At 71.8% G+C, this 20,806-nt stretch carries 20 protein-coding genes; 11 read left to right on the top strand and 9 right to left on the bottom strand.

Annotated elements, in window-relative coordinates; genetic code table 11:
• The first annotated feature begins 159 nt into the window (after window positions 1–159).
• Complete coding sequence (locus tag ACFYPH_RS07355; protein ID WP_354863216.1) at window positions 160–699, top strand: hypothetical protein; 540 nt, start codon at window positions 160–162, stop codon at window positions 697–699.
• A gap of 269 nt (window positions 700–968) precedes the next feature.
• Here ACFYPH_RS07355 and ACFYPH_RS07350 read toward each other — a convergent pair whose 3' ends face one another.
• Window positions 969–2,501 carry a M1 family metallopeptidase gene (locus ACFYPH_RS07350; protein ID WP_354863217.1) on the bottom strand — a complete coding sequence of 511 codons (1,533 nt, stop codon included), beginning with the start codon at window positions 2,499–2,501 and terminating at the stop codon, window positions 969–971.
• A gap of 190 nt (window positions 2,502–2,691) precedes the next feature.
• On the opposite strand from ACFYPH_RS07350, the gene ACFYPH_RS07345 reads away from it, so the two are divergent.
• The 7 genes from ACFYPH_RS07345 (at window position 2,692) to ACFYPH_RS07315 (ending at window position 11,138) form a co-directional block, all read left to right on the top strand.
• Window positions 2,692–5,247, top strand: a complete 2,556-nt coding sequence (locus ACFYPH_RS07345) for an FtsK/SpoIIIE domain-containing protein (RefSeq protein ID WP_387179952.1) — start codon at window positions 2,692–2,694, stop codon at window positions 5,245–5,247.
• Between the two features lie 2 nt (window positions 5,248–5,249).
• Window positions 5,250–6,149, top strand: a complete 900-nt coding sequence (locus ACFYPH_RS07340) for a hypothetical protein (protein WP_387179949.1) — start codon at window positions 5,250–5,252, stop codon at window positions 6,147–6,149.
• A gap of 266 nt (window positions 6,150–6,415) precedes the next feature.
• Window positions 6,416–7,594: a radical SAM/SPASM domain-containing protein gene (locus tag ACFYPH_RS07335; protein WP_387179946.1), complete on the top strand. Its 1,179-nt coding sequence runs from the start codon at window positions 6,416–6,418 to the stop codon at window positions 7,592–7,594.
• 4 nt (window positions 7,595–7,598) lie between these two features.
• Entirely contained in the window at window positions 7,599–7,850 is a 252-nt protein-coding gene (locus ACFYPH_RS07330; protein WP_354861041.1) for a phosphopantetheine-binding protein, read from the top strand.
• Window position 7,851: 1 nt separating this feature from the next.
• Window positions 7,852–9,123 (top strand): hypothetical protein, encoded by a 1,272-nt coding sequence (locus ACFYPH_RS07325; protein WP_387179943.1) that lies wholly within the window; start codon window positions 7,852–7,854, stop codon window positions 9,121–9,123.
• A 21-nt stretch (window positions 9,124–9,144) separates the two neighbouring features.
• Window positions 9,145–10,230 carry a hypothetical protein gene (locus ACFYPH_RS07320; protein WP_387179941.1) on the top strand — a complete coding sequence of 362 codons (1,086 nt, stop codon included), beginning with the start codon at window positions 9,145–9,147 and terminating at the stop codon, window positions 10,228–10,230.
• A complete protein-coding gene (locus ACFYPH_RS07315) occupies window positions 10,227–11,138 on the top strand; it encodes an NAD-dependent epimerase/dehydratase family protein (RefSeq protein ID WP_387179938.1) in 912 nt (303 codons plus the stop codon). The genes ACFYPH_RS07320 and ACFYPH_RS07315 overlap by 4 nt, the downstream gene beginning before the upstream one ends.
• Before the next feature lie 29 nt (window positions 11,139–11,167).
• On the opposite strand, the gene ACFYPH_RS07310 is transcribed toward ACFYPH_RS07315, so the two are convergent.
• Together ACFYPH_RS07310 and ACFYPH_RS07305 are read right to left on the bottom strand one after the other, a co-directional pair.
• Entirely contained in the window at window positions 11,168–12,454 is a 1,287-nt protein-coding gene (locus ACFYPH_RS07310; protein ID WP_387179935.1) for an MFS transporter, read from the bottom strand.
• Entirely contained in the window at window positions 12,451–13,716 is a 1,266-nt protein-coding gene (locus tag ACFYPH_RS07305; RefSeq protein WP_387179932.1) for a condensation domain-containing protein, read from the bottom strand. The genes ACFYPH_RS07310 and ACFYPH_RS07305 overlap by 4 nt, the downstream gene beginning before the upstream one ends.
• A 640-nt stretch (window positions 13,717–14,356) precedes the next feature.
• Here ACFYPH_RS07305 and ACFYPH_RS07300 point away from each other — a divergent pair.
• The gene (locus tag ACFYPH_RS07300; protein ID WP_387179929.1) at window positions 14,357–15,604 is read left to right on the top strand and encodes an FAD-dependent monooxygenase; all 1,248 of its coding nucleotides are present in this window, start codon (window positions 14,357–14,359) and stop codon (window positions 15,602–15,604) included.
• On the opposite strand, the gene ACFYPH_RS07295 is transcribed toward ACFYPH_RS07300, so the two are convergent.
• From ACFYPH_RS07295 to ACFYPH_RS07280, 4 genes are all read right to left on the bottom strand, one after another.
• On the bottom strand, window positions 15,492–16,541 hold the full coding sequence (locus ACFYPH_RS07295; RefSeq protein WP_354861029.1) for an aminoglycoside phosphotransferase family protein: 1,050 nt from the start codon (window positions 16,539–16,541) through the stop codon (window positions 15,492–15,494). The two genes, ACFYPH_RS07300 and ACFYPH_RS07295, sit on opposite strands and share 113 nt — an antisense overlap.
• A 126-nt stretch (window positions 16,542–16,667) precedes the next feature.
• Window positions 16,668–17,138, bottom strand: a complete 471-nt coding sequence (locus tag ACFYPH_RS07290) for a hypothetical protein (protein WP_354861028.1) — start codon at window positions 17,136–17,138, stop codon at window positions 16,668–16,670.
• Window positions 17,135–17,899: a hypothetical protein gene (locus ACFYPH_RS07285; protein WP_387179926.1), complete on the bottom strand. Its 765-nt coding sequence runs from the start codon at window positions 17,897–17,899 to the stop codon at window positions 17,135–17,137. The genes ACFYPH_RS07290 and ACFYPH_RS07285 overlap by 4 nt, the downstream gene beginning before the upstream one ends.
• A 16-nt stretch (window positions 17,900–17,915) precedes the next feature.
• Entirely contained in the window at window positions 17,916–18,266 is a 351-nt protein-coding gene (locus ACFYPH_RS07280) for a hypothetical protein (RefSeq protein WP_387179925.1), read from the bottom strand.
• A 181-nt stretch (window positions 18,267–18,447) separates the two neighbouring features.
• Between ACFYPH_RS07280 and ACFYPH_RS07275 the strand changes: the two genes are divergently transcribed.
• The gene (locus tag ACFYPH_RS07275; RefSeq protein ID WP_039906608.1) at window positions 18,448–18,693 is read left to right on the top strand and encodes a winged helix-turn-helix domain-containing protein; all 246 of its coding nucleotides are present in this window, start codon (window positions 18,448–18,450) and stop codon (window positions 18,691–18,693) included.
• A 319-nt stretch (window positions 18,694–19,012) separates the two neighbouring features.
• Window positions 19,013–19,276 (top strand): DUF6244 family protein, encoded by a 264-nt coding sequence (locus ACFYPH_RS07270; RefSeq protein ID WP_387179922.1) that lies wholly within the window; start codon window positions 19,013–19,015, stop codon window positions 19,274–19,276.
• Between the two features lie 188 nt (window positions 19,277–19,464).
• Here the strand turns inward: ACFYPH_RS07270 and ACFYPH_RS07265 are convergent, their stop codons facing one another.
• A complete protein-coding gene (locus ACFYPH_RS07265) occupies window positions 19,465–20,046 on the bottom strand; it encodes a Fic family protein (protein WP_354861020.1) in 582 nt (193 codons plus the stop codon).
• Window positions 20,039–20,569, bottom strand: a complete 531-nt coding sequence (locus tag ACFYPH_RS07260) for a Panacea domain-containing protein (RefSeq protein ID WP_387179919.1) — start codon at window positions 20,567–20,569, stop codon at window positions 20,039–20,041. Before ACFYPH_RS07260 ends, ACFYPH_RS07265 begins: the two co-directional genes overlap by 8 nt.
• Window positions 20,570–20,806: the final 237 nt, after the last annotated feature.

The raw sequence follows: 20,806 nt of genomic DNA, 5'->3' as shown, positions 1-20,806 counted from the left end.
TACGGGGGGGGGGGGGGGGGGGCGGGGGGGGGGGGGGGGGGGGGGGGGCGCGGGGGGGGGGGGGGCGCGGCGCCCCCCCCCCGCCGGCCGGACGCCGGTGAGACAGCGGTCACCGCTGGCGGGACGAACCGGCGCCAAGATCATCGTTACGCTGCGGTCATGGACATCGAGGAGCGGTTGCGGCGTACGCGTCGGTGGCTGTGGATCGTGCTGATCGGCCTCTTCCTGAGCGGTGCCACCGCCTTCCCGCTGGAGATCGAGGTGCGCTGGCTGCTGCGCGCGCTGGACCCGCTCGCCGGGCAGATGCCGGCGCTGGTCGACTGGATCGAGCGGGTCCACACCGGACTCGTGACGGCGGGGCAGGACTACCCGTTCCTGCTCTACGGCACCGACTGGCTGGCCTTCGCCCACCTGGTGCTGGCGGTGGCGTTCTGGGGGCCGCTGCGTGACCCGGTGCGCAACGTCTGGGTGGTGCAGGTCGGCATGATCGCCTGCGCGGGGATCGTTCCGCTGGCGCTGATCTGCGGCCCGATCCGGGACATCCCGTGGTTCTGGACACTCATCGATTTGTCCTTCGCGGTCGGGGCGTTCCCGCCGCTGTGGTTCGCCTACCGGCACATCCGCGCCGTCGAGGCGAGCACGGCCGAGGCGGCCGGGTCCCCGGCGACCGTGGGCCGTCCGGTGGCGCCGGCGTCCTGAGCCGCCCGCCTGAATCCGGCCGCTGGCGACGACTCCGACCCGGAGGTCAGCCTCCCTCGCGCGTCCTTTGCTCTGCTTCACTCCACGCAACACCGCCCGTCCGATAGTCGGACAACCGGTGTTGCGTCCGTTGAAGCAGAGCAAAGGACGCGTGGGGGAGGGGCGACGGGGGACGCTGCGTTGACAGGTGAGATCGCTCCGGCGGGACCAGCGGGAAACGACGCAAGGCCCGCCGCCTGGGCGACGGGCCTTGCGGGTGACGACTGCCGCTAGTGCGACAGCAACTCGTGGGACTCCCGGATCTTGGCCCACGACTTGGGCTCGGCCGGCGGCGCGGCCTTGCGGGCGGCGCTGGCCACGTCGGGCCGGCCCGCGGTGAACAGCCAGGTGGTGAACAGCTCGTCCAGGTCCAGACCCGAGATGCGCTCAGCCAGGGCCTGGAACTCCTCGATGGTGCCGTTGCCGTGCCGGTGTTCGGCCGTCCACGCCGGCAGGATCGCGAAGAACGCGTCGTCGCCGACGGCCAGCCGGAGCTGGTGCAGGGTCATCGCGCCCCGGTCGTAGACCGCGTTGTCGAAGACCCGGTCCGCGCCCGGGTCACCGGGCAGCACCTGCCAGAACTCGTCGTCGGCCGGGTAGCTGGCGTAGGTGAAGTCGAAGACCTCCTGCGCGGTGCCCTCGTCCTGCTCCTCGGACCAGAGCCACTCGGCGTACGAGGCGAAGCCCTCGTTGAGCCAGATGTTGCGCCACTCGGCCACCGAGACCGAGTCACCGAACCACTGGTGGGCGTTCTCGTGGGCCACCACGTACGTGTTGGCGCCGCGACGCCAGAAACCCGGGCCGTACACCGGGCGGGTCTGCGTCTCCAGGGCGAAGCCGATGCCGTCCACCGGCCCGGCCACGCCACCTCGCGCCTCGAACGGGTACGGGCCGAAGATCCCGCTCTCCCAGTCGACGATCTCGCCGGTCCGCTCGATGCTGGCCCGCGCGGCCGGCCCGAGCGCCCCCAGCGAGGTGCTGTACGCGTTGATCACCGGCTGACCGCCCGGCGTGGTGTCGGTGACGATGTCGTACTGACCGATCGCCATGAAGGCCAGGTAGGTGGCGGTGGGGGAGGTGGTCCGCCAGATCCACCGGGTGCGGTTGCCGGCCTCGGCCGCCGGCGGACGGGGCTGCACGCCGTTGCTGATCACCTCGACGCCGGTGGGCACCGAGACGGAGATGTCGAAGGTGGCCTTGTCCAGCGGGTGGTCGTTGCTCGGGAACCACCACCACGCCGACTCGGGCTCGTTGACCGCGAGCGCCCCGTCGTCGGTGCGCGTCCAACCGGTGTAGCCGCCGACCAGGGTCTCCGACGGGATGCCGTCGTAGCGCACCACGATGGTGAGCTGCTGGCCCCGGGTGATCGTGCGGGTTGGCGTGACCACCAGCTCGTGCGTGCCCGCCCTGGCGGTGCCGGCCTCCCAGCCGTTGACCCGCACCGACTCGACGTCGAGCAGGAAGTCCAGGTTGAACGCCGAGAGGTCCTGTGTCGCGGTGGCGAGGATGGTGGTGGTGCCGGTGAGCCGGTCGGTGGCCGGGTCGTAGCGCAGCCGGACGTCGTAGTGCGAGACGTCGTAGCCGCCGTTGCCGTAGTCGGGGTAGTAGGTGTCGCCCAGGCCGGGAGCGCCGGGTTGCGGCGCGACCGAGACGACGGGCCGGCCCCAGCCCGTCGGGGCGGCCGGGGCGGGTGCGCCGGTGAGCATGGTGCCGGCGGTGGTGAGGGTCAGGGCGGCGGTGGCCGCCGTGAGGACTCGTCGCACGAGGTGGACTCCCTCCATCGGGTGTACGCACCGCCAACCTAATCGACAACTGTGAACGTCGCTGGCCCGGCGCGCTGTGGGCGTGTCACGGCGTCGGCCGCCGCGAAAGCGCGGGTCGCTACTGTCCCGGTGTCACCGCTGTCCGTTAGGGTTTCGGCGAACCGGACGGCCGTGGCGTGGGAGGCAGAGCGTGGGCAGGCTCGCGTCGGCGTACGGGCAGGCGGTCACCGCCCACCGGGCGGCCCGCGTACACCTGGATGCCGCCCGGGGCGTGCTCGGCGCGGCGCCTGCTCCGCCGGCGCAGGCGGGCGGGGGCGACCTCGTGGCCCGACTCGCGCGCCTCGGCGGCGCGCTGGCCACCCCCACCCCCGGCGCCACCGCGCTGACCGACACACCGGCCGCGGTGCGCATCGGCGAGGCGTCCACTCCGGACGGCGGCTTCCCGGTCCTGCTGCCGCTCGGCGGCGGCCACCACCTGGCACTGGGCACCGACGCCCGGGACGGGCGCGTCGCCGCGCTGCTGCGGGCGCTGGTGCTGCGGCTGGTCGCGACCGCGCCACCCGGTCGGGTCCGGGTCACCGGCATCGACACCGCCGCGCTGGGCGCCACCTTCGGCCCGCTGCGCCCGCTGCTCGACGCCGGCGTGCTCGACCCGCCGGCCACCAGCGAATCCGAGGTGGCCGCCCTGCTGACCGCCGCCGAACGGCACGCCCGCGCCGCCCAGCACGCCGATCCCTCCACCCGGCAGTTGCTGCTGGTGGTCGCCACCGCCGCCCCGCCGCCGCGCGAGCTGGCCCGGCTCGCCGCGCTCACCCACGCCGGCCCGGCCGCCGCCGTCTGCGTGCTCCTCGCCGGCCATCCGTCCCGGCTGCCCGGCGAGACCGCACCGCCGCTGGGCAGCACCACCGCCCTCCGGATCAGCGAGGGGTACGCGCACGTCGGCGACCCGCCCGGCGTCCCGTTCAGCGTCGACGGCAGCGGTCTCGCCGCCCCGGTGCTGCTCGACGGCGACCCGCCGCCGGCCTCGGTCCGCGCGCTCGCCGAGCACCTCGGCGCCGCCGCCCGCCGTGCCGAGGCGCTGCCCTTCGCCGAGCTGCTGCCCGAGCGGCGCTGGGCCGAGTCCGCGGCCAACGGGCTGCGCACCGTCGTCGGCCGGGCCGGCCCCGCGCCGCTGACGGTCGCCTTCGACACCGCGCTGACGGTCGCCTTCGACGACGCCACCCCGCACTGGCTGGTCGGCGGGCGCACCGGCGCCGGCAAGACCGTCTTCCTCCTCGACGTCCTGTACGGACTGGCCGCGCGCTACTCGCCGGCCGAGTTGCAGCTCTACCTGCTCGACTTCAAGGAGGGCGTCAGCTTCACCGAGTTCGTGCCCACCGGGCGTGACCCGTCCTGGCTGCCGCACGCCCGGGCCGTCGGCATCGAATCCGACCGCGAGTACGGCCTCGCCGTGCTGCGCGAGCTGCGCCGGGAGGCACAGCGCCGGGCCACCGCGCTGAAGCGGCACGGCGTCACCAAGCTCGCCGACCTGCCACGGGACAATCCGCTGCCGCGCATCGTGGCCGTCATCGACGAGTTTCACGTGCTGCTCGCCGGCAACGACGCGCTGGCCCGCGAATCGGTCGACCTGCTGGAGGAGCTGGCCCGCAAGGGCCGCTCCTACGGCATCCACCTGGTGCTGGCCAGTCAGAGCATGACCGGCATCGAGGCCCTCTACGGTCGGGCCGAGGCGATCTTCGGGCAGTTCGCGCTGCGGGTGGCGCTGCCCGGCGGCAGCGGTGTCCTCGACCAGCTCAACGACGCCGCGGCGGCCCTGCCGATCGGCTCCGCCGTGGTCAACACCGCCGCCGGCGCGGTCGGCGCCGACACCCTGCTGCGCTTCCCCGACGCGCACGCCGCCGCGGCCGACCTCGCCGCGCTGCGCCACGAGCTGTGGCAGGCCCGCCCGCCGGGCTCGCGGGCCCCGGCGGTCTTCAAGGGGTACGAGGCGGCGCGCGTCGAGGACGATCCCACCTTTGCCGGGCTGCGCCCCGGTGGCCGACGCCCCATGGCGCTGGTCGGCAGGACGGTCGACGTGCACGGCACCACGGCGCTGTTCCTGATGGACTCCACCCCCGGCCGGCACCTCGCCGTGGTGGGCACCGCACCGGCCGGCGCGGACGTGCTGCGCGCCGCCGCGCTGAGCCTGGCCCGTCAACACACCCCCGGCGACGCCCGGTTCCAGGTGGCCTCCCTGGTCACCGCCGCCGACCCGATCGCGGCCGAGACCGAGGCCGCGCTGCGGGCCGCCGGCCACCCGGTGCACCGCCTCGACGCGGCCGGGCTGCGCGACCGGATCGCCACGCTGGCCGCCGAGCCGGCCGGCCGCGAATACCTGGTGGTGTTCGGGATGGACGCCGCCGCTCCGGTCCTCGGTGCGGCCGACCCGGTCACGTTCCGCTCCGGCCTGGACGACCTGCGTACGCTGCTGCGCCACGGCCCCGCCCAGGGCGTGCACCTGCTCGGCTGGTGGCGCGGCCTGCGGCGGCTCTCCGACGACCTCGGCGGCACCCAGAACCGCGACGACGTCGCCTGCCTCGTCGCGCTCAACGTGCCCGGCGCCGAGCTGGCCCTGCACCTCGGGGTGCACGACCTGGCCTACACGCCGCGCGCCGACCGGGCGCTGCTGGTCGACCGGCACGACCAGCGCACCAGGCTGATCGTGCCGTTCGCCCGCGACGGGCACGAGCCGCACGGGGAGCGTTGACAGTGTCCTTCGAGGAGTACGCGGCGCTGGCCCGACAGCTCGCCGAGCACCGTCGCGCCTGCGAGCGGGACGCCGCAGCCGAGTCCGAGCGCCGCCGTGACCTGCACGCCGCCGCCGACTACCTGCACCAGCGGCTGACCGCCCAGGGCCACCGCCTCGACCAGCTCGGCCGCGCGATCGGCATTGACCAGCCACCGGCCGGCCCGACCGCCGCACCGGGCAACGACGCGCCGGGAACGAGTACGGGCGTCCCGCCCCGCCCGCCGGCAACCGGGCCGGCCACCACCTGGCCCGGTTCGCCGCCGCCGACCGGCTCGCCCATCGTCAGCGGATCGGGGGACGGCGGGTCCGCCGGCGCAGCCGGCGTGCCGGGGCGGGCGGGTGTCGGGGCGTACCCCGAGCTGCCGGTCGTGCAGTCGCCGCTGGCGCTGCCGACGGCGGTGAGCCCGGCGGGCGCCGGGGTGCCGGCGCAGCGGGCGGCGGCGGTCGACCCGGTGGTGGAGCTGGAGCTGGCCCGGCGGATGGCCGACGAGGCCGACCGGCACGGGCAGCAGGCCGAGCTGCTTGCCCAACGGCCGGCGCTGCTGCCGACGTGGTCGCCGCTGGCGCGGGCGGTCGCCGTCTACGCCGCGTGCGGGGCGGCGGCGGGGGTGCTCATGCTGACCCTCGTGCTCGCCTCCGGGGTCGGCCTGGTCGACGGCTTCACCCTCGGCGCGTGGATCTGTGCGGGGCTGCCGGCGCTGGCGTTCTTCGGCGGGTACCTGGTGCTGGGCCGATGGGGGAGACCCGCCATGGTCGCCGGCACCCCACCCCGGTACCTGCCGCTCGGGTTCCTGATCTGCTTCCTGCTGGTGCCGCTGGGCTACTGCGCCTACCTGCTGCTGTTCCGCGCCCTGCGCTGAGGCGCATCCGAGTGGCCGAAAGGCGGAGCACGCGGGGTTTACGACGAAGACCTCATGTGTCAGTGTGGTGAACGACCCGTGGCGGGGGGTGAGCAGGACACTCACATCCACGTCGGACTGCCGCCGCCGGTTCCTTGTGTGATACCGGGGGTTCGTGCGCATGTAGGGATGCGAACGGCCCCCGATCCAATCACGAATCTGGCGAAGCGATGTCCCCTGCCCCGCGCAGGAGTGACCGTTTCGTGGCAGACGAGCGGGGAGCCTGCATGTCCTACCCACGTACCAACAAGGTCTTCACGTCGGGGGAACTGCACGATCTGCGCCGGACGGTGGCGATCCGGTCGGCGACGCGCCGCAATCTGGCGGCGGACCCCCTCTACGCCACCGCGTTGCCGCAGGAGGTCAGCATGCAGCTGACCTACCGGTGCAATCTGCGGTGTCACCACTGCTTCCAGTGGAATGAGCAGGGGTTCTTCCACAACTACGACAGCCAGCGCAGGCGTTCCGAACTCGACCTCGACGTCGTCCGGGACGTGCTGGAGACGACCGCGCCCGAGCAGGCGAAGGTCTTTCTGTGGGGCGGTGAGCCCCTGATGCACTCCCGGTTCGGAGAGATCGCCAAGCTGCTGGGCGCCGTGCCGCGAGTCGTCAACATGTGCACCAACGGCCTGTTGATGGAGCGCAACGCGAAACACCTGCTGGCCATCGGGCCACGACTCAACCTGCTGGTCAGCCTGGACGGCTTCGAGCCGGAGCACGAGGCGTTGCGGGGCAAGGGATCGTTCCGGCGCACCCTGCGCAACGTCGAGGCGATGCTCGACCTCCAACGGCGCGGCGAGTACCAGGGCGAGTTGTCCGTCGCGTGCATGGTCAGCGAGGACATGGTCGGCCGCATGTACGAGTTCACCGAGTGGGCCGAGCAGACCGGCTTCAACTCGGTCTACTGGCTGCTGCCCTGGTACATCAGCCCGGAGACGGCGTCGGCGATGGACCGGCTCTACGAGGAGTCGTTCTCGTGGCTCAACCCGCCGGAGCCGGGCGACAAGCCGACGTGGCACTCGTACACCTATGCGCTGCCCGAGCAGTACCTGCCGGTGCTGAAGGAGTCGATGGCGCGGCTGGCGAGCCGGGTGTGGGATCTGCGGGTGCGCTACCAGCCGCAGGTCGAGGCGGATGAGATCGACGACTTCATCCGCGGCACGTCCCGTCCCGCCCAGCGGCGCAGCCGCTGCCTGGCGGTGTCCAACCGGATCGAGATCCACGCCGACGGCCGGGTCAGCTCGTGCAAGTTCTTCCCCGAGTTCGTCATCGGCGACCTGAGCGAGCAGTCCATGCAGGACATCTGGCAGAGCGAGCGGTTCACCCGGGTCCGCGGCATCCTGCGCGACAGCGGCCTCATGCCGGTGTGCTCGAAGTGCATCCTTCTCTACCTGAGCGGGGAGTGAACGCATGGCAGAGGTGGTCACCCGCATGGCGGTCCTGCTCGCGCGGGTTCTGGAGGATCCGGCGCTGGCCCAGGAGGTGACGGCGGACACGAATCTGCTGCTCGACCTCGGAATCGACTCGCTGCACATGATCACGTTCCTGCTCGCCGTCGAGGAGGAGTTCGACGTCGAGATCGACTTCGAGTCGCTGGACAGCATCCACCTGGAGTCGGTGAAGGCGTTCTGCCATTTCGCCCTCGACGGCGATGGTCGGTGAGGTGAGCGGGACCGTTCACTTCGGCTCGTTCGACGCGGAGGCGGCGTGGCGGCCGGAGGATCTCGCCGGGCTGCCCGCCGGCCCGGCGGCAGGTGGCAGCCGGGGACGTCGCGGCATGGACGAGCTGCTGGCGGTCGGGTGCGCTCCGGGCGATCTGCTGCTCACCGCCGAGCCGATGGACGAGGCCCTGGTCGAGGCGCTGGCGGTCGCCGGCATCGCGCCACGGGTCGCGGCCGTGCCGGGTCACCAGGACGCCACCGTGGAGGAGCGGCTGGCGTCGGCTGGTGGCACGTCCCTGCCGGAGATGTCCGGGTGGGCCGCGGCGTTCTACGCCGTCCGGCCGGACACCTCCGTGGCGGTGCGCCGACTCGGCCTGCGTGCCACGGTCCCCGCCGTCGAGGTCGTCGCCCGCGTCAACTCCAAGGTCTGGTCGAACGACCTGGTTCGGGACGCCGGCCTGCCCGGCGCCGCCGTCCTGGCCACCACGCCCCGGCAGGTGCGGCGGCTGGTGCAGGACGCGCCGGACGACGTCGTGCTCAAGGATCCGTACGGGGTCGCCGGCCGGGGCGCCCTGCGGGTCGGCAACCCTCGGGTGCTGGACACGGTCGTCCGGCACCTGGAGCGGCAGGTCGCGCGCGGGGCTCGGGTGGAGCTGCTGGTGCAACCCCTCTTCGCGGAGGCGTCCAGCTTCTCCACCCACCTTGAGGTCGACCCGAGCGGCGCGGTGCGGTGGCGGGGCGTACAGCACGTCGACAACGCCGAGTTCGCCTACCGCGGCTCCGGTCCGCTCCCCGCGGATCAGCACGCGAGCCTCGACACCACCGCGCACCGGGAGGTGATCGCGCGGGTCGGGACGGCGCTCGCGGCCGAGGGCTACACCGGGCCGGTCTGCGTCGACGGACTGCGGCTGGGCGACGGCACGGTCGTACCGGTGCTGGAGATCAACGCCCGACGATCGATGGGCCTGCTGAACCTGCACCTCGACCGGCGGGCCCGGACGGTCGGCCTGCGCTCCTGGTTGCGCTGCCGCACGACGCCGGTGCGGCCCGGCGACACGGTGGCCAGGCTGGTGTCCGCGTTGGACGACGCGAAGCTGCTGTTTCGCGGCGACGAGCCGGGGGTGCTGCCGCTGGCCTCGGGGACGCTCACCCCGCCCCGTGGGCGGCTCTTTCTCGCCGTGTTCGCCCCGGACGACGCGGCCCGGGTCGCCCTCGAAGCGCAGGTGGGCGACCTGCTCGTCGCGACGGCCGGCGCCCCGAGTCTCGTCACCTGACTCCCGACGATCGGAGCATCGATGGCCACTGTGCTGCTGACGTCGGGCGCCACGCTCGGCACCCACGTACCGGCCCTCATCCTGGCGGGTCGGTTGCGGGCCCTCGGGATCGAGGTGCGCGTGGAGGTGTTCGAGCGGCTGCTGCGACCCGACGAACTCGACCGGCTGAGGGCCGCCAAGCTGGCCTTCAGAGGGAACTTCAAGCTCGCGGTGGCCGCCCAGCGCATGGTGCGTGATCAGATGCCGGCGCTCGACGACGCTGCTGTCGATCAACTGCTGCACCGGTGGCGGGCCGCGGACGTGGACCAGGTGGTGATCTTCTCCGGCTTCTGGGTGCCCGTCGTCGAACGGTACGAGGCGCTCACGTCCCGAACGCCTCGGGTGGACATCTGTCACCTCGACGCCGCGCCGACCGCCTCCTTCAACCTCTTCCGGGCCCGCACGGAGCGCTTCCGTCACGTGTGGATGTTCGACGCCGAGCGGGGCACCGCGCCGACGAGCATCCGCGTCGGCGACGAGGGCCCGGTGCCGTGGCAGCGGCGGGAGCCCCGCCTGCTGGCGCACGGCGGCGGCTGGGGGCTGGGCACCTACCGGGACCGCGCGGCGGATCTCGCCCGGGCGGGGCTGCTGGTCGACGTGGTGACCCACGACCCGGCCGACGTGTCCGAGCTGCCCCCCGGCTGCCGGGCTTTCATGATCGACCCGGAGTGGGAGGCCTGGCAGGACGACGGCTTCCCACCGTTCGGCGAGATCCTTCCGGACGGCGCGGTGCGGTACCGACGGGGTGCGGCGTACCACGACTCGTTCGACCTCGCCCGACACCGCGTCGCCATGCTCTGCAAGACCGGCGGGGGCACTTTGATCGACTCGCTCTGGTCGGCCACGCCGATCGTGCTGCTGGCGCCCTTCGGCGCGCACGAGCAGGTCAACGCCGACCTGTGGCGTCGGCTGGGCTACGGCGTCACCGAGCAGGAGTGGCGTGACAGCGGATACTCCCTCGACCTGCTGGAGACCCTGCACCGCAACCTGCTGGCCGCCCGTGAGGGGACCGCCGACTACGCCGCCGACCTGGCGACCCGCGCCGTGCAGACCGAGGTCCCGGGATGAGCGCCGTCCCCGCCCCGGTCACGGTGGTCGTCGGGTCGGACGGTTTCATCGGCGCCAGTCTGTGCCGTGCGCTCGAACGCCGCCGCCTGCCTCCGCACCGGGTGACCCGACCCCGCAACGCCGTCGAGGAACACCGCTACGCCGATACGATCAGGCGGGCGGACCTGGTCTTCTGGGCCGCCGGCACGGTCACGCCGAAGAGGGCCGTCAGCCAGCCCGAACTCGTCGAGCTGGACCAGCGTGCCCTCGCCGCCGCGCTGGAGGCGTGCAAGCTGGGCGCCCGTCGTCCCACCTTCGTCCTGCTGGGATCCGGCGGGACGGCGTACCGGCCGGATGTGCCGCCACCGGTGGACGAGACCGGCCCACTCGGCCCCGACAGCGTCTACGGCCGGGCGAAGCTGGCCCAGGAGCAGGCCCTGCGCGAGGCCGCCGACCACCTCCGGCCGGTCGTGCTGCGGCCGTCCAACGTGTACGGGCCCGGCCAGCGCGCCGAGGGTGGGCTCGGCGTGGTGTCGCACTGGCTGGAGGCTGCGGCCGCGCACCGGCCGTTGCAGGTGTTCGGCGACCCGGTCACCCGTCGCGACTACGTCTACATCGACGACGTCGTGGCCGCCCTGCTGGCAGTGTGGGACCGTCACCTGGACCGCGACACCCGCGAGGCGCTCGACGGCGCCGTCCTCAACGTCGGCGCCGGCCATCCCACCTCCCTCGCCGAGCTGCTGGAGGTGGTGAGGGCGACCGTCGGTCGGCCGTTGACCATCCGGTACGCGGACCGTCGGGCCTTCGACCGGCGCGACATCTGGCTCGACGTCCGACGCGCGTCGGCTTTGCTGGGCTGGCATCCCGTCACCGACCTGCCCACCGGGGTGGCGCGTACGTGGGCGGCGCTGGCCGGCCCGAACCGCTGACGTCTCCGCGCCTCGCCGGCGACTCGCTGTCAGGCCTGGCTGGCCGGCTCGGGGACGGGCGTGAAGTCACGCATTTTCCGCAGCGGGGAGAAGTAGACCCACAGCCCGGAGGCCCAGACGCCGAGGGCGGCGATCACCAGGGTCTCGCGGACGCCGAGCCAGGTGCCCAGCACACCACCGAGGACCGCGCCGATCGGCAGGGCGCCCCACACGATCCAGCGGACCCCGGCGGTGAGGCGGCCGAGCAGTTCCGGCGGGCACATCTGCTGCCGGTAGCTGATCTGGGCCGCGTTGTAGATCGCGCAGAGTGCGGCGAAGCCGGTCATGCCGACGGTGTAGAACGCGACCCGCCAGCCGGGCTCGGCCAGCGGCACCAGCAGCATCGTCCAGCCGAGCCCGAGCAGGGAGACCCAGATGATGCGGGCGGTGCCGATCCGTCGAGCCAGCCTGCCGGAGGCGAGTCCGCCGGCGATGCCGCCGGCCGTGCCCAGCGCCAGTTGCACGGCCACCTCGGCCGGCGTCAGCTTGAGGACCCGGACCAGGTAGATGACCGAGAGGGCGTAGATCACCTGACTGAACACGTTCAGGGTGCCGCTGGCCGCGACGATCTTCCGCAGCACCGGATGCCGGAAGGCGAAGGCCAGGCCGACGGAGATCTCCTCCCGCAGCCGCGGCCGGGGGCCCTGCGGTACGGCCACCTCCGGCTCCTTGCGGCGGATCAGCAGCAGCGAGACGGCGCTGACCGCGAACGAGGCGGCGTCGATGAGGACCGTCCGCGCCGCACCGAAGACCGCGACCAGTCCTCCGCCGAGCCCGATACCCGCCACCTGAGCGACCGAGTACGTGGTGCTGAGTTTGCCGTTCGCGTCCAGCAGCTGGTCGGAGCGCACCACAGTCGGCAGGTAGCACTGGTAGGCCACCTCGAAGAAGACGGAGCAGACGCTGCACAGGGCCGCCACCAGCCACAACTGCGCCATGGTGAGTTCACCGGCGAAGAAGGCCAGCGGAATGGTGCCCATCGCGAGGGCCCGCAGCAGGTTGCAGAACACCATCAGCCGCCGCTTGCGCATCCGGTCGACGATCACCCCGGCCGGCAACGCGACGAGCAGGTACGCCGCCATCCCGGCGGCCTGCAGCAGGCTCACCGAGAACGTGGACGCGTTCAGCACGGACACCGCGATGAGCGGGACGGCGAGGGTGGACACCGCGGAACCGGTCTCGCTGAGGGTCTGGCCGGTCCACAGCGTCATGAAGTCCCGGTGACGCCACAGGCTCGGCGTGACCGCCGGGGTGGTGGGCGGCGCGGTCGTGGTCATCCGGCGGCCTCCGCGCTCGCGCCGACCAGCTCCAGCAGGTCGTCGCGCATGGCGACGAGCAGAGCGTCGAGTTCCGCGCGGCGGTAGCCCTCGCGGATCACCCGCACGGTCAGCCGGACCGTCGTGTCGGCGTTGGCCATCAGATAGAAGCCGGGCCCGGTCGAGCGGATCGGCACGTGCCACTCGATCCGCGATTCCTGGATCGTCTCCGGCGGCTGCACCACCATCGGGGGCAGCAGGAAGGTGAAGTGGTACCCCGGGTCGAGCGGGCCGCCCTCCCGTTCGGCGTCCTCGCGAATCCGCGCCACCGTGTCCGGGTCGTAGACCCCGTGCTTGAGGGCCCGCATGTTCCGTACGTACAGGGCGCGCGCGGTGTGCGCGAACGGTTCGTCCGGTTCCGGCGCGGCCAGCAGCGGCACCCACTGGTTCATCGACGTGACGAGCGACGTGACCGCCGGGTCGAAACGGTTGGACGACATGGGGTAGAGCAGGACCGGGGTGCTGGTGGTGCCCGTCGCGATGATCGCCCGGCAGTACGCGGTGAGCAGCACCCCTGCCACGGTCACGCCGATGCCGCGCGCCGCCTGGCGGAGGATGGGCTCGGGGATGCCGGTGTGCATCGTCGCCCGGAGCACCGGCCCCGGCGCGGGCGGGGTCCGCCGGGGTGCCCCCGCCAGCACCTTGCGCCAGTACGACTCCGCGGCGAGCAGTCTGGCGTCCATCTCGCCGGACCGTTGCCGCGTCGCGAGGTCGGCCGGCTGCGGCGCCGGTGGCAGCGCCTCCCCGGCCAGCAGGGCGTAGAAGTCCCGCTCCATGGTGTTGATGCCCGCGCCGTCGGCCGCCATGTGGTGGATGACGACCAACAGCTCACGGGCGCGGCCGTCGCTCTCGGTCAGCCACACCCGCCACGGCAGGTCGGTGGTGAGCGTGAACGGCCGCTGGATCTCCTCGGTCTCGATCCGGGACATCCCCGTCTCGCCGTCGGGCTGTCGTACCGCCTCGACCACGTCGGCGGGGGAATCCACCGCGACGCGCTGGCGCGGATCTCCCGGGTCCCCGACGTCGAACGTCGTGCGCAGCGAGGCGTGCCGCATGCCGAGTGCTCCGACCGCGCGCCAGACGTCCGCCGCGGTCACATTTTCCGGCAACGACCAGGAAAAGCAGAGGTTGCCCTCCCACCACTTCTCCGGATGCATTTTTTCGATGTCCCGCCAGACCGATAGTTGGCCGAGGGTCATCGGGTAGGTCGTCTCCGGGGTCACACCTGTTCCTTCCCGAGCGGGAACGGTTGCGCTGCCGATGAGCGTGTGCCGCGACGCGACACACGCTCATCGGGACGAAAGATAATTGGTTGCGTCAGCCGGCCGAGTTGTTCTTCATCACGACACCTCCCGAAGAATACGGTTGTCGGAAGTGAGGCCGCGGCCCTGCGCCGTGCTTAGGGGTGCATGACGCGCCACCGTCGGATGACGGGTGGAATCACCGTGCAGCAGTCCGACCAGCGATCGACCGAGCTGGTGCGACAATTGCCCAGGCCCTACTTCGGATGCTCTTCGCGGCAGTACCGCAGCACCCGACAGCGACCATGGACGACGGCCGTCCTATTCGGAGCATTCGCTGGCGGAGAGACTTCCAGTGATGGCCATGGAGCCGCGCACAGGCGAATGCAGTGAAAGACCGACTCCCCCGGATACGTGGCCCCGCCTCGGTTAGCAGGACCCCCACAGCATTCCGGCCGTCTATGCCGGTGTCAACCCTCACATTGATGGATCTTGCTGTCTTGACCACGATGGCCGCCGTGATTACGGTCGGGGCGGCGGACGTGCCCACAGCACCCGCCACACGGGGGCACAAAATGGGTACGACGAGTCCTTTCGGGCCACCGATGACGGCTGGCCCGACATGATCAATCCCGCGCACGCCGTCATCGTCGGGGCGGGAATCGCCGGAACGGCAGTCGGTCTCTTCCTGCGCCGGATCGGGTGGCGCGTGACGGTTCTCGAGGCCCGGCCGCCGCGCGAGCGGCCCCTCGGGTCGCACCTGAGCCTGGCCGACAACGGCCGTACCGTGCTGCGCGACCTGGGCCTGCTCGCCGCGGTCGACGCCGCCGGCACGCCGACTGACCGCATCTCCTTTTACGACCACCGGGGACGGGAGATCGGCAGCAACAACCAGGTGAGCACGCTGATCCGCCGGGACCGGCTCGGCGAGGTGCTGCGCGAGGCGGCCCGTGGCGCCGGCGTCCGTATCGTCGAGGGTGAGCGGGTCGTCGGGCTGCGCGATGACGGGCACGACCGGGTCGTCGCCACCCTCGCCGACGGATCCAGTCACAGCGGTGACCTCTTGATCGGCGCCGACGGGGTGCACTCGTACACGCGTCGGACGATGTTCCCCGAGCATCCGCCCGCCCGGTTCACCGGAGCCCTCGACGGCGGCGGCTCGGCCCCGCGGGTCGACGGGATCGCACCGGACGGAGTGCTGCGGCTGACGTTCGGCGCCAACGCGTTCTTCGGCTACCAGGCGTTGCCGGACGGCGAGGTGGTCTGGTTCCAGAGCCTGCTCACGGGCGAGGGGGAGGTGGTGGCGGGGCCACGGGCTGATCCGATGGACCGGTGGCGGCAGCGGCTCGTTGAGCTGCACGGCTCAGACCACCCGCCGATCCCCGCCATCATCGACGCCAGCACCGGCCCGATCATCCGGTGGCCGGTGCACGACCTCGTCCCGCCCGCGCGGTGGAGCCGCGGTCGGATGTGCCTGGTCGGCGACGCGGCGCACGCGATGCCGCCGCACGACGGGCAGAGCAGCTCCATGGCGCTCGAAGACGCCCTGGTCCTGGCCCGGTGTCTCGCCTCGGCAGAAGACGTCGGTGACGCCTTCGTGAGCTTCCAACAGCTGCGTGAGCCACGGGTGGCGACGGTCGCCGGGCTCGCTCGCCGTACCGGCAGCCTGAAGTTTCCGACCGGCGCCCGCGAGCGGCGGGCGCGCGACGCCGTGCTGACGATGTTCATGAGGGCGGGCGTGGCCGCCTCCGAGGACGTCAGCCGGTACCGCCTGCGATGGCCGACGGACTCGCACGCCGCAGCTCGGTCAGCTCCTGATCAAGCAGGTCGGCCAGCCGCTCGAACCGGTCCGGGCGATTCTCCCAGGTGATTCCCCGGCTGGGCATCTCGACAGTCATCAACAGGTACAGGTGCAGGCGGTAGAGGCTGAGCCGCCGCAGGGTGGACTCGTCGAAGACCACCGGATCGGCCGCGGCGGCGCGGTAGCCCCGCAGGAACGGGTGGTCGGGGTCGTCCTCCACCCGGCGATACAGCAGGGGTGACACGAGGTCCAGCAGCGGATCGCCGAACAGGAACCGCTCGCCGTCCACGATCCCGCGCAGGCGCAGGGTGCCCGCAGGCCCGGGTTCGGCGAGCACGTTGCCGTCCCAGCCGTCGAAGTGCAGCAGCGCCGGCCGGCGTACCTGGTCCAGGGCCCAGGCGTACCGCTCGGGCAACTCCCGGATCCGCGCCGGCGAGGTGGGAAGTCGTACGTCCCAGTCCGCCGCGTCGGCGAGCAGGTCGTCGAGCATGGCGGCGAAGGCCGTACGCCACGTCGCGCCACTCGCCCGGCCGCCGCCGTACCCGTAGTGGTCGCCGGTCACCCGGTGCAGCGCGGCGATCGCGACGCCGAAGTCGTAGCGGGCCGGGGTGTCGTCGAGGTGCTGCTCGCCCTCCGACCATTCCCGCAGCGACCGTCCGGGCAGCAGGCCGGTGACCAGCCACTCGCCGAGTTCCGGATCGTCGCCGTGGTGCAGCAGCGGCGGCACCGGCACCTGCGGCGCACGCGCGGCCACGAGGCGGAAATACCGGGCTTCGGCGGCGGCGAGCCCCCGCTCGTAGCGCAGCAGCGGCGCGTCGGGTGGTGGTGCCACCTTCAACACGACCTCGCGCCCGTCGTCGAGCGCCACCCGCCACACCGTCGCGAAGCCGCCGCCCAGGATCGGCCCGCAGTCCACGACCCGGCGGTCCGCGCCGAACGACGCCGCGACGAAGCGTTGCACCTGATCGTGGTCCAGTGGCCGCTGGGTGCGGCTGAGCCCTTCCACCCCGTGGTCCCTTCCTCCCCGCCGTGACGCCCGCCAGCGTGCCAGAGTCGTCGGGGAATTGTCGTCCTGGTCTTGGTCTTGGTCCGCCGGCCGACGATCCTGCGGAAGGTCCCCGGTGGTGGCGTCCTAGTGGGTCTCCTGCTGGTCCCGTGCGCCTGCCTGGTGCTCGTTCCCGCCCGGTGCGGCGTTGTCGGCGGTGTGCGCCGCCGCCGCGAGGACGTCGTCCCGTTCCCGGTCGGTGCAGCCCTCGTCCTCCAACAGGCCGAGCAGCAGCACCGTCCGGGCGACGATGGCCGGCGCGTCGTCGGGCACCGGAGGGCGTTCACCGAGCGCCGCCCACACCAACGCCTCGGCCAGCGCCGGCTCGACGTCCATTCCGGTGACGTCGTAGCGTTCCCGCGCGGATGCCACGAACCGGATCACCGGCGCCCGGTCCTGCCCCGCGACGAACCGCCGCCGCACCGCCACCAGCAGCGCTCCGGCGAGCAGGTCCGCGTACCGCCGCCAGTCCGCCTCGGTGAAACGGCGCAGCCGCCGTTCGTGCCCGCGCAGCCGTCCCGTCAGAAGGCCGCGCAGCGCTGCGTGCGGGTCGTTCACCACTGTCGCCCCCTGATCATCGTGAGTGGGTTCTTCCGTCGGCGTCGCCTGGTCACCAGGCCGCTCGCCACCCGGCAGCCGCGTGCGATCTCGCTGGTGCTGGTGCTGGTGCTGGTGGTGCTTCTTGGCGCGTTGGGTGCGGGGGCGGCCGGCTCGCCGGTCAACGCCGCCACCGAGCGGTCGATGCGGCAGCCGCCGATCGCCAGCCGGGTGACGACCAGGTCCAACCGGGTGATGGCCGCCGCGAAGTGCCGGGCCGCGACCGCGTCCGCCACGATGTGGGTACGCCGCAGCCGGTCCTCGGCCGCCGCCAACCGCCACCGGGTACGGGCGGCCAGCGCGGCGGCCCGGTCAGCGTCGACCCGAGCCGCGCGCAGCCCGGCGAGCAGCTCACCTGCTGTCGCGGTCACCGGCGATGCTCGATCGGCAGCCAGGCCGGCGTAGACCAGACCGAGCGCCCGCCAACACTCGGTGACCGCGTCCTGCCAGGGCAGCCTCCGGCCGGGTGGCCCCGCACCGTGCAGGTGCGCACCGGCCCGGTCGGCGGCGGCGATCGTGGCCAGCCAGGCGTCGCGCAGATCGTCCACCGGGCCGCCAAAGTGCGCCAGCCGGGCCCGCGCGGCCCGCTGCTCGTCGCACGGGCCAGGCCGTCCGCAGCTCCGGCAGATCCCGGTGTACGCCTCCGTAACGTGCTCGGCGACCCGCATCCTCGCGTCGATGACCTGCTGATTGGCGTGCGTGTGCAGATCATCCGCGTTCATCGGTGGCCTCGGCAGCTCACTGCTCCGCCTCGGCGGTGGCCTTGACCAGGCGGGCGAAGAGCACGTCGGTGCACGGGTAGTTCCTGCCGCAGCCGCAGACCCACCGGCGAACCACGCGCGGCGGATGGGCGAAGAGGGTGTCGTCGGCGTCCTCGACGTCCTGCTCGGACACGAGACGCTGGGCTGGAGGGTGTCGGGAGGGTGGGTCGGTGGGCTGGTCGTCGGGTCGATCGGGCATCGGGTGCTCCCGTCCGGTCGTCTCCTTGCTGGTCAGGGCGTTGCTCGTGGCGGCACGTGCCGCCCGGCGGCGGTGCGGTGGGGCGGCGGTGCGTTGGGCGGCGGTGCGGTGGGGGCGCCGTGCGGGCACGCCCCGGCACGCCCGGCCGGACGGGGGGACCGACCGACCGGGCGCTTCCTGCGCGGTGGGGAAAGAACCAACTCCGGGTTTGCAGACCTGGGAGCCGGTCAGGGGGAAGCGTATATAACAGGTCATGCATGCGCAAGCGTTGACCGCACATCGCTTGCTATACAAAGTTGCTCGTGATCGAATGGCGGGGCAGACCTGGGAGACACCAATGCCCGCCAAAGCCAAGTGGGCGCTGATCGCCGACGGCATCCGCGCTCAGATCCAGTCCGGCGAACTCGCGCCGGGGGACAAGCTGCCCTCGACCTCCGAGCTGTGCCGTCAGCACGACGTCTCGGCCATCGTCGTTCGCCAAGCCATCAACGCGCTCAAGATTGAGGGCTTGGTAGAGGGCGTCGGCGGTGTCGGCGTGTTCGTCGCCGAGCGCTGACCCCCTCGATGCCCCGGTTTCGGTGAACCCGGCCAGATCTTGGACAGTTTCCGTTAGCCGAGAACGGAAAGTGTCCAAGATCTAGAGATTCCGGCCGGGGTTCCTCGTCGATTCCTTGATCACTTGATGCGTACTAGTTGCCGAGGGCCTGCCCTGGCTGGTCAGCATCAAGTGATCTTCGCCTTGGGCGGCGGGGACACCGCGCACATCATGATTGGGCGATCGAGCGGTCGCGCTGGGTGCGCGGATCTCGTACGCTCCCTTGTGGTCTCCGCCGGTGCGGTGGTGGAGGCGATGGTCGACCAGGGGGAGGATGCGCGTGAGCGCAGCGCAGATCATCGCGAAGTTGGCGGCGGCGTCGCGGAAGCTCGATGAGGCGAAGGCCAAGACCGCAGCGGCAGCGCAGGACGCGGCCGAGGCGCGAACCCTTGTCGCCGGTGCGCTGGAAGGTGTTGCCGCCGGGCCGCTGGTCGGCATGATCGACGCGTACCGGCAAGCTCTGGCGCAGGCGTCCCAGGGCGGCGAGCCGGCTAAGCAGCACGTCCAGGAGACGATCGCCAAGGTCCGGGCACTGGGAAACTGACCACGGGTGGTGGTCCCACAACCCACCGTGGTGGTTCAACTATCTGGACAAGGTGGAGGCGGCAATAGAGGCCGCGGGGTGACCGGACGTACCTGGTCCGGCTAGCCGGGAGGCGGTGGGCCTGCTGTAGGGCTTCGCCAAGCCATGCCGGTGGGCTCCGACCATCCCCCATCGCACGTCGAGGAACATCAGCTCAATCGGCGGACGACTGGACGCAGGACCGCGACGAGGCGCCCGGTGTCGGTCGTGGCCAGGTGTACACGGCACGCTTCGATGTTGTCGGCTTCGTTGAGTTCCGACCAGTCGAGGAGAAAGCCCGCAGCGGCGGCAAGTTGCCGAAGAAAGGAACGGATGGTCCGGCCGTTGCCCTCGCGAAACGGGTGACACACGTTCAGCTCGCCGTAGTAGTGCGCGAGCGTCTCGACGAACACTTCGTGCTTGAGGCCGAGGAGAAAGCCATCCGCAGTCAATCCACCAAGGACCGCGCTGACCTGGTCGTCAATGAAGCGCCAGTGACAGAAGCGCGCTCCCGGCTTGCTGATGTCGACGGTTCTGGTCTGTCCGGCCCACTCGTAGAGATCTCCGAAAAGCTGCCGGTGGAACGTCTGAAGATGGTCGAGGCCGTAGTTGCCGGGAATGATCATGCGCGATGCCTGAACCTCCCGGATCGAGGTCAGGCGAAACTCGGCTTCCCGGAGGAGGTCCGGGTCGGTGATGCCCAGCTTGTTCTTGAGGCAGTCGGTCCCCGGCCAGCAGTACGGATCAGTCACCCTTGAGGCGGGCGATCTCTTCGGAGATCAGGTCGTCCGCGCTGATCACCCCTGCTGCCACGTCGCGAAGCTTGTCCTGCCAGTTCTGATCGAACTCAGCGCCTTCCAGGGCAGCGTTCGCGGTTGCGAGACCGACGGCAGTTTCCGAGTCTGCGATCTGCCGGGCGTAGTAGGTACGCATGAGGTCGGTGCTGATCCTCGCCGACGAGTTGGCCGACTCGGGAAGCCCACCCCGCGCAGCCCGCCAGGGAAGCTCGTTGTGTGTCATAACGGACAGCTGGCTCGCCGAGAACTTTCCGTACTGATCTGTGACCCACCGGACGGTTCTTCGTTCGTCGGGGGTCAGGTGGGAGGCTTGCCCGTGCGGCCAGTCAGACACGGTGAGCTGCCGACGGTGGTGCCGGTAGAGGGGCGGCACCACCGGCCCCTCCCGCCAAGCTTCGATCGGCTCGGGGAACAGCAAGGTGCCTTCACGTGCCAGATGCCACCCCTGGCAGTAGTAGACCAGCTTCTCCAGCTTCATGGCAGTGACGCTGCCGAGGTTGCCGAGTACTGTGGCAGCGACATCGTGCGCGGTAGCCATACGCTAACCACCTCCCACCTCAGCTTGCTCCCGACGCTAGCTACTGACGGTGATTCCGTCGGCGCTGAACTTGTGTCGAGCCCTATTTCGATCCTATAGGTCCGGGCGACACCTTCGTAGAACACAGGTTCTGCTAGAACGTGCTGTCGGATAGGTGTCACCGCGCGTGGCGGGGGC

This window comes from Micromonospora sp. NPDC005252 (genome assembly GCF_042872475.1).
Taxonomy (GTDB): Bacteria; Actinomycetota; Actinomycetes; order Mycobacteriales; family Micromonosporaceae; genus Micromonospora.
The sequence above is the reverse complement of the archived record's forward strand: the minus strand, read 5'-3'. Positions and strand labels throughout refer to the sequence as shown.

Excerpts from the sequence above, each read along its gene's own strand:
- ACFYPH_RS07275 (WP_039906608.1), top strand. The coding sequence starts at position 18,448 with ATGGCGGGGCAGACCTGGGAGACACCAATGCCCGCCAAAGCCAAGTGG.
- ACFYPH_RS07335 (WP_387179946.1), top strand. The coding sequence starts at position 6,416 with ATGTCCTACCCACGTACCAACAAGGTCTTCACGTCGGGGGAACTGCAC.
- ACFYPH_RS07330 (WP_354861041.1), top strand. The coding sequence starts at position 7,599 with ATGGCAGAGGTGGTCACCCGCATGGCGGTCCTGCTCGCGCGGGTTCTG.
- ACFYPH_RS07260 (WP_387179919.1), bottom strand. The coding sequence starts at position 20,569 with ATGAAGCTGGAGAAGCTGGTCTACTACTGCCAGGGGTGGCATCTGGCA.
- ACFYPH_RS07355 (WP_354863216.1), top strand. The coding sequence starts at position 160 with ATGGACATCGAGGAGCGGTTGCGGCGTACGCGTCGGTGGCTGTGGATC.
- ACFYPH_RS07310 (WP_387179935.1), bottom strand. The coding sequence starts at position 12,454 with ATGACCACGACCGCGCCGCCCACCACCCCGGCGGTCACGCCGAGCCTG.
- ACFYPH_RS07315 (WP_387179938.1), top strand. The coding sequence starts at position 10,227 with ATGAGCGCCGTCCCCGCCCCGGTCACGGTGGTCGTCGGGTCGGACGGT.
- ACFYPH_RS07300 (WP_387179929.1), top strand. The coding sequence starts at position 14,357 with ATGATCAATCCCGCGCACGCCGTCATCGTCGGGGCGGGAATCGCCGGA.
- ACFYPH_RS07320 (WP_387179941.1), top strand. The coding sequence starts at position 9,145 with ATGGCCACTGTGCTGCTGACGTCGGGCGCCACGCTCGGCACCCACGTA.
- ACFYPH_RS07285 (WP_387179926.1), bottom strand. The coding sequence starts at position 17,899 with ATGAACGCGGATGATCTGCACACGCACGCCAATCAGCAGGTCATCGAC.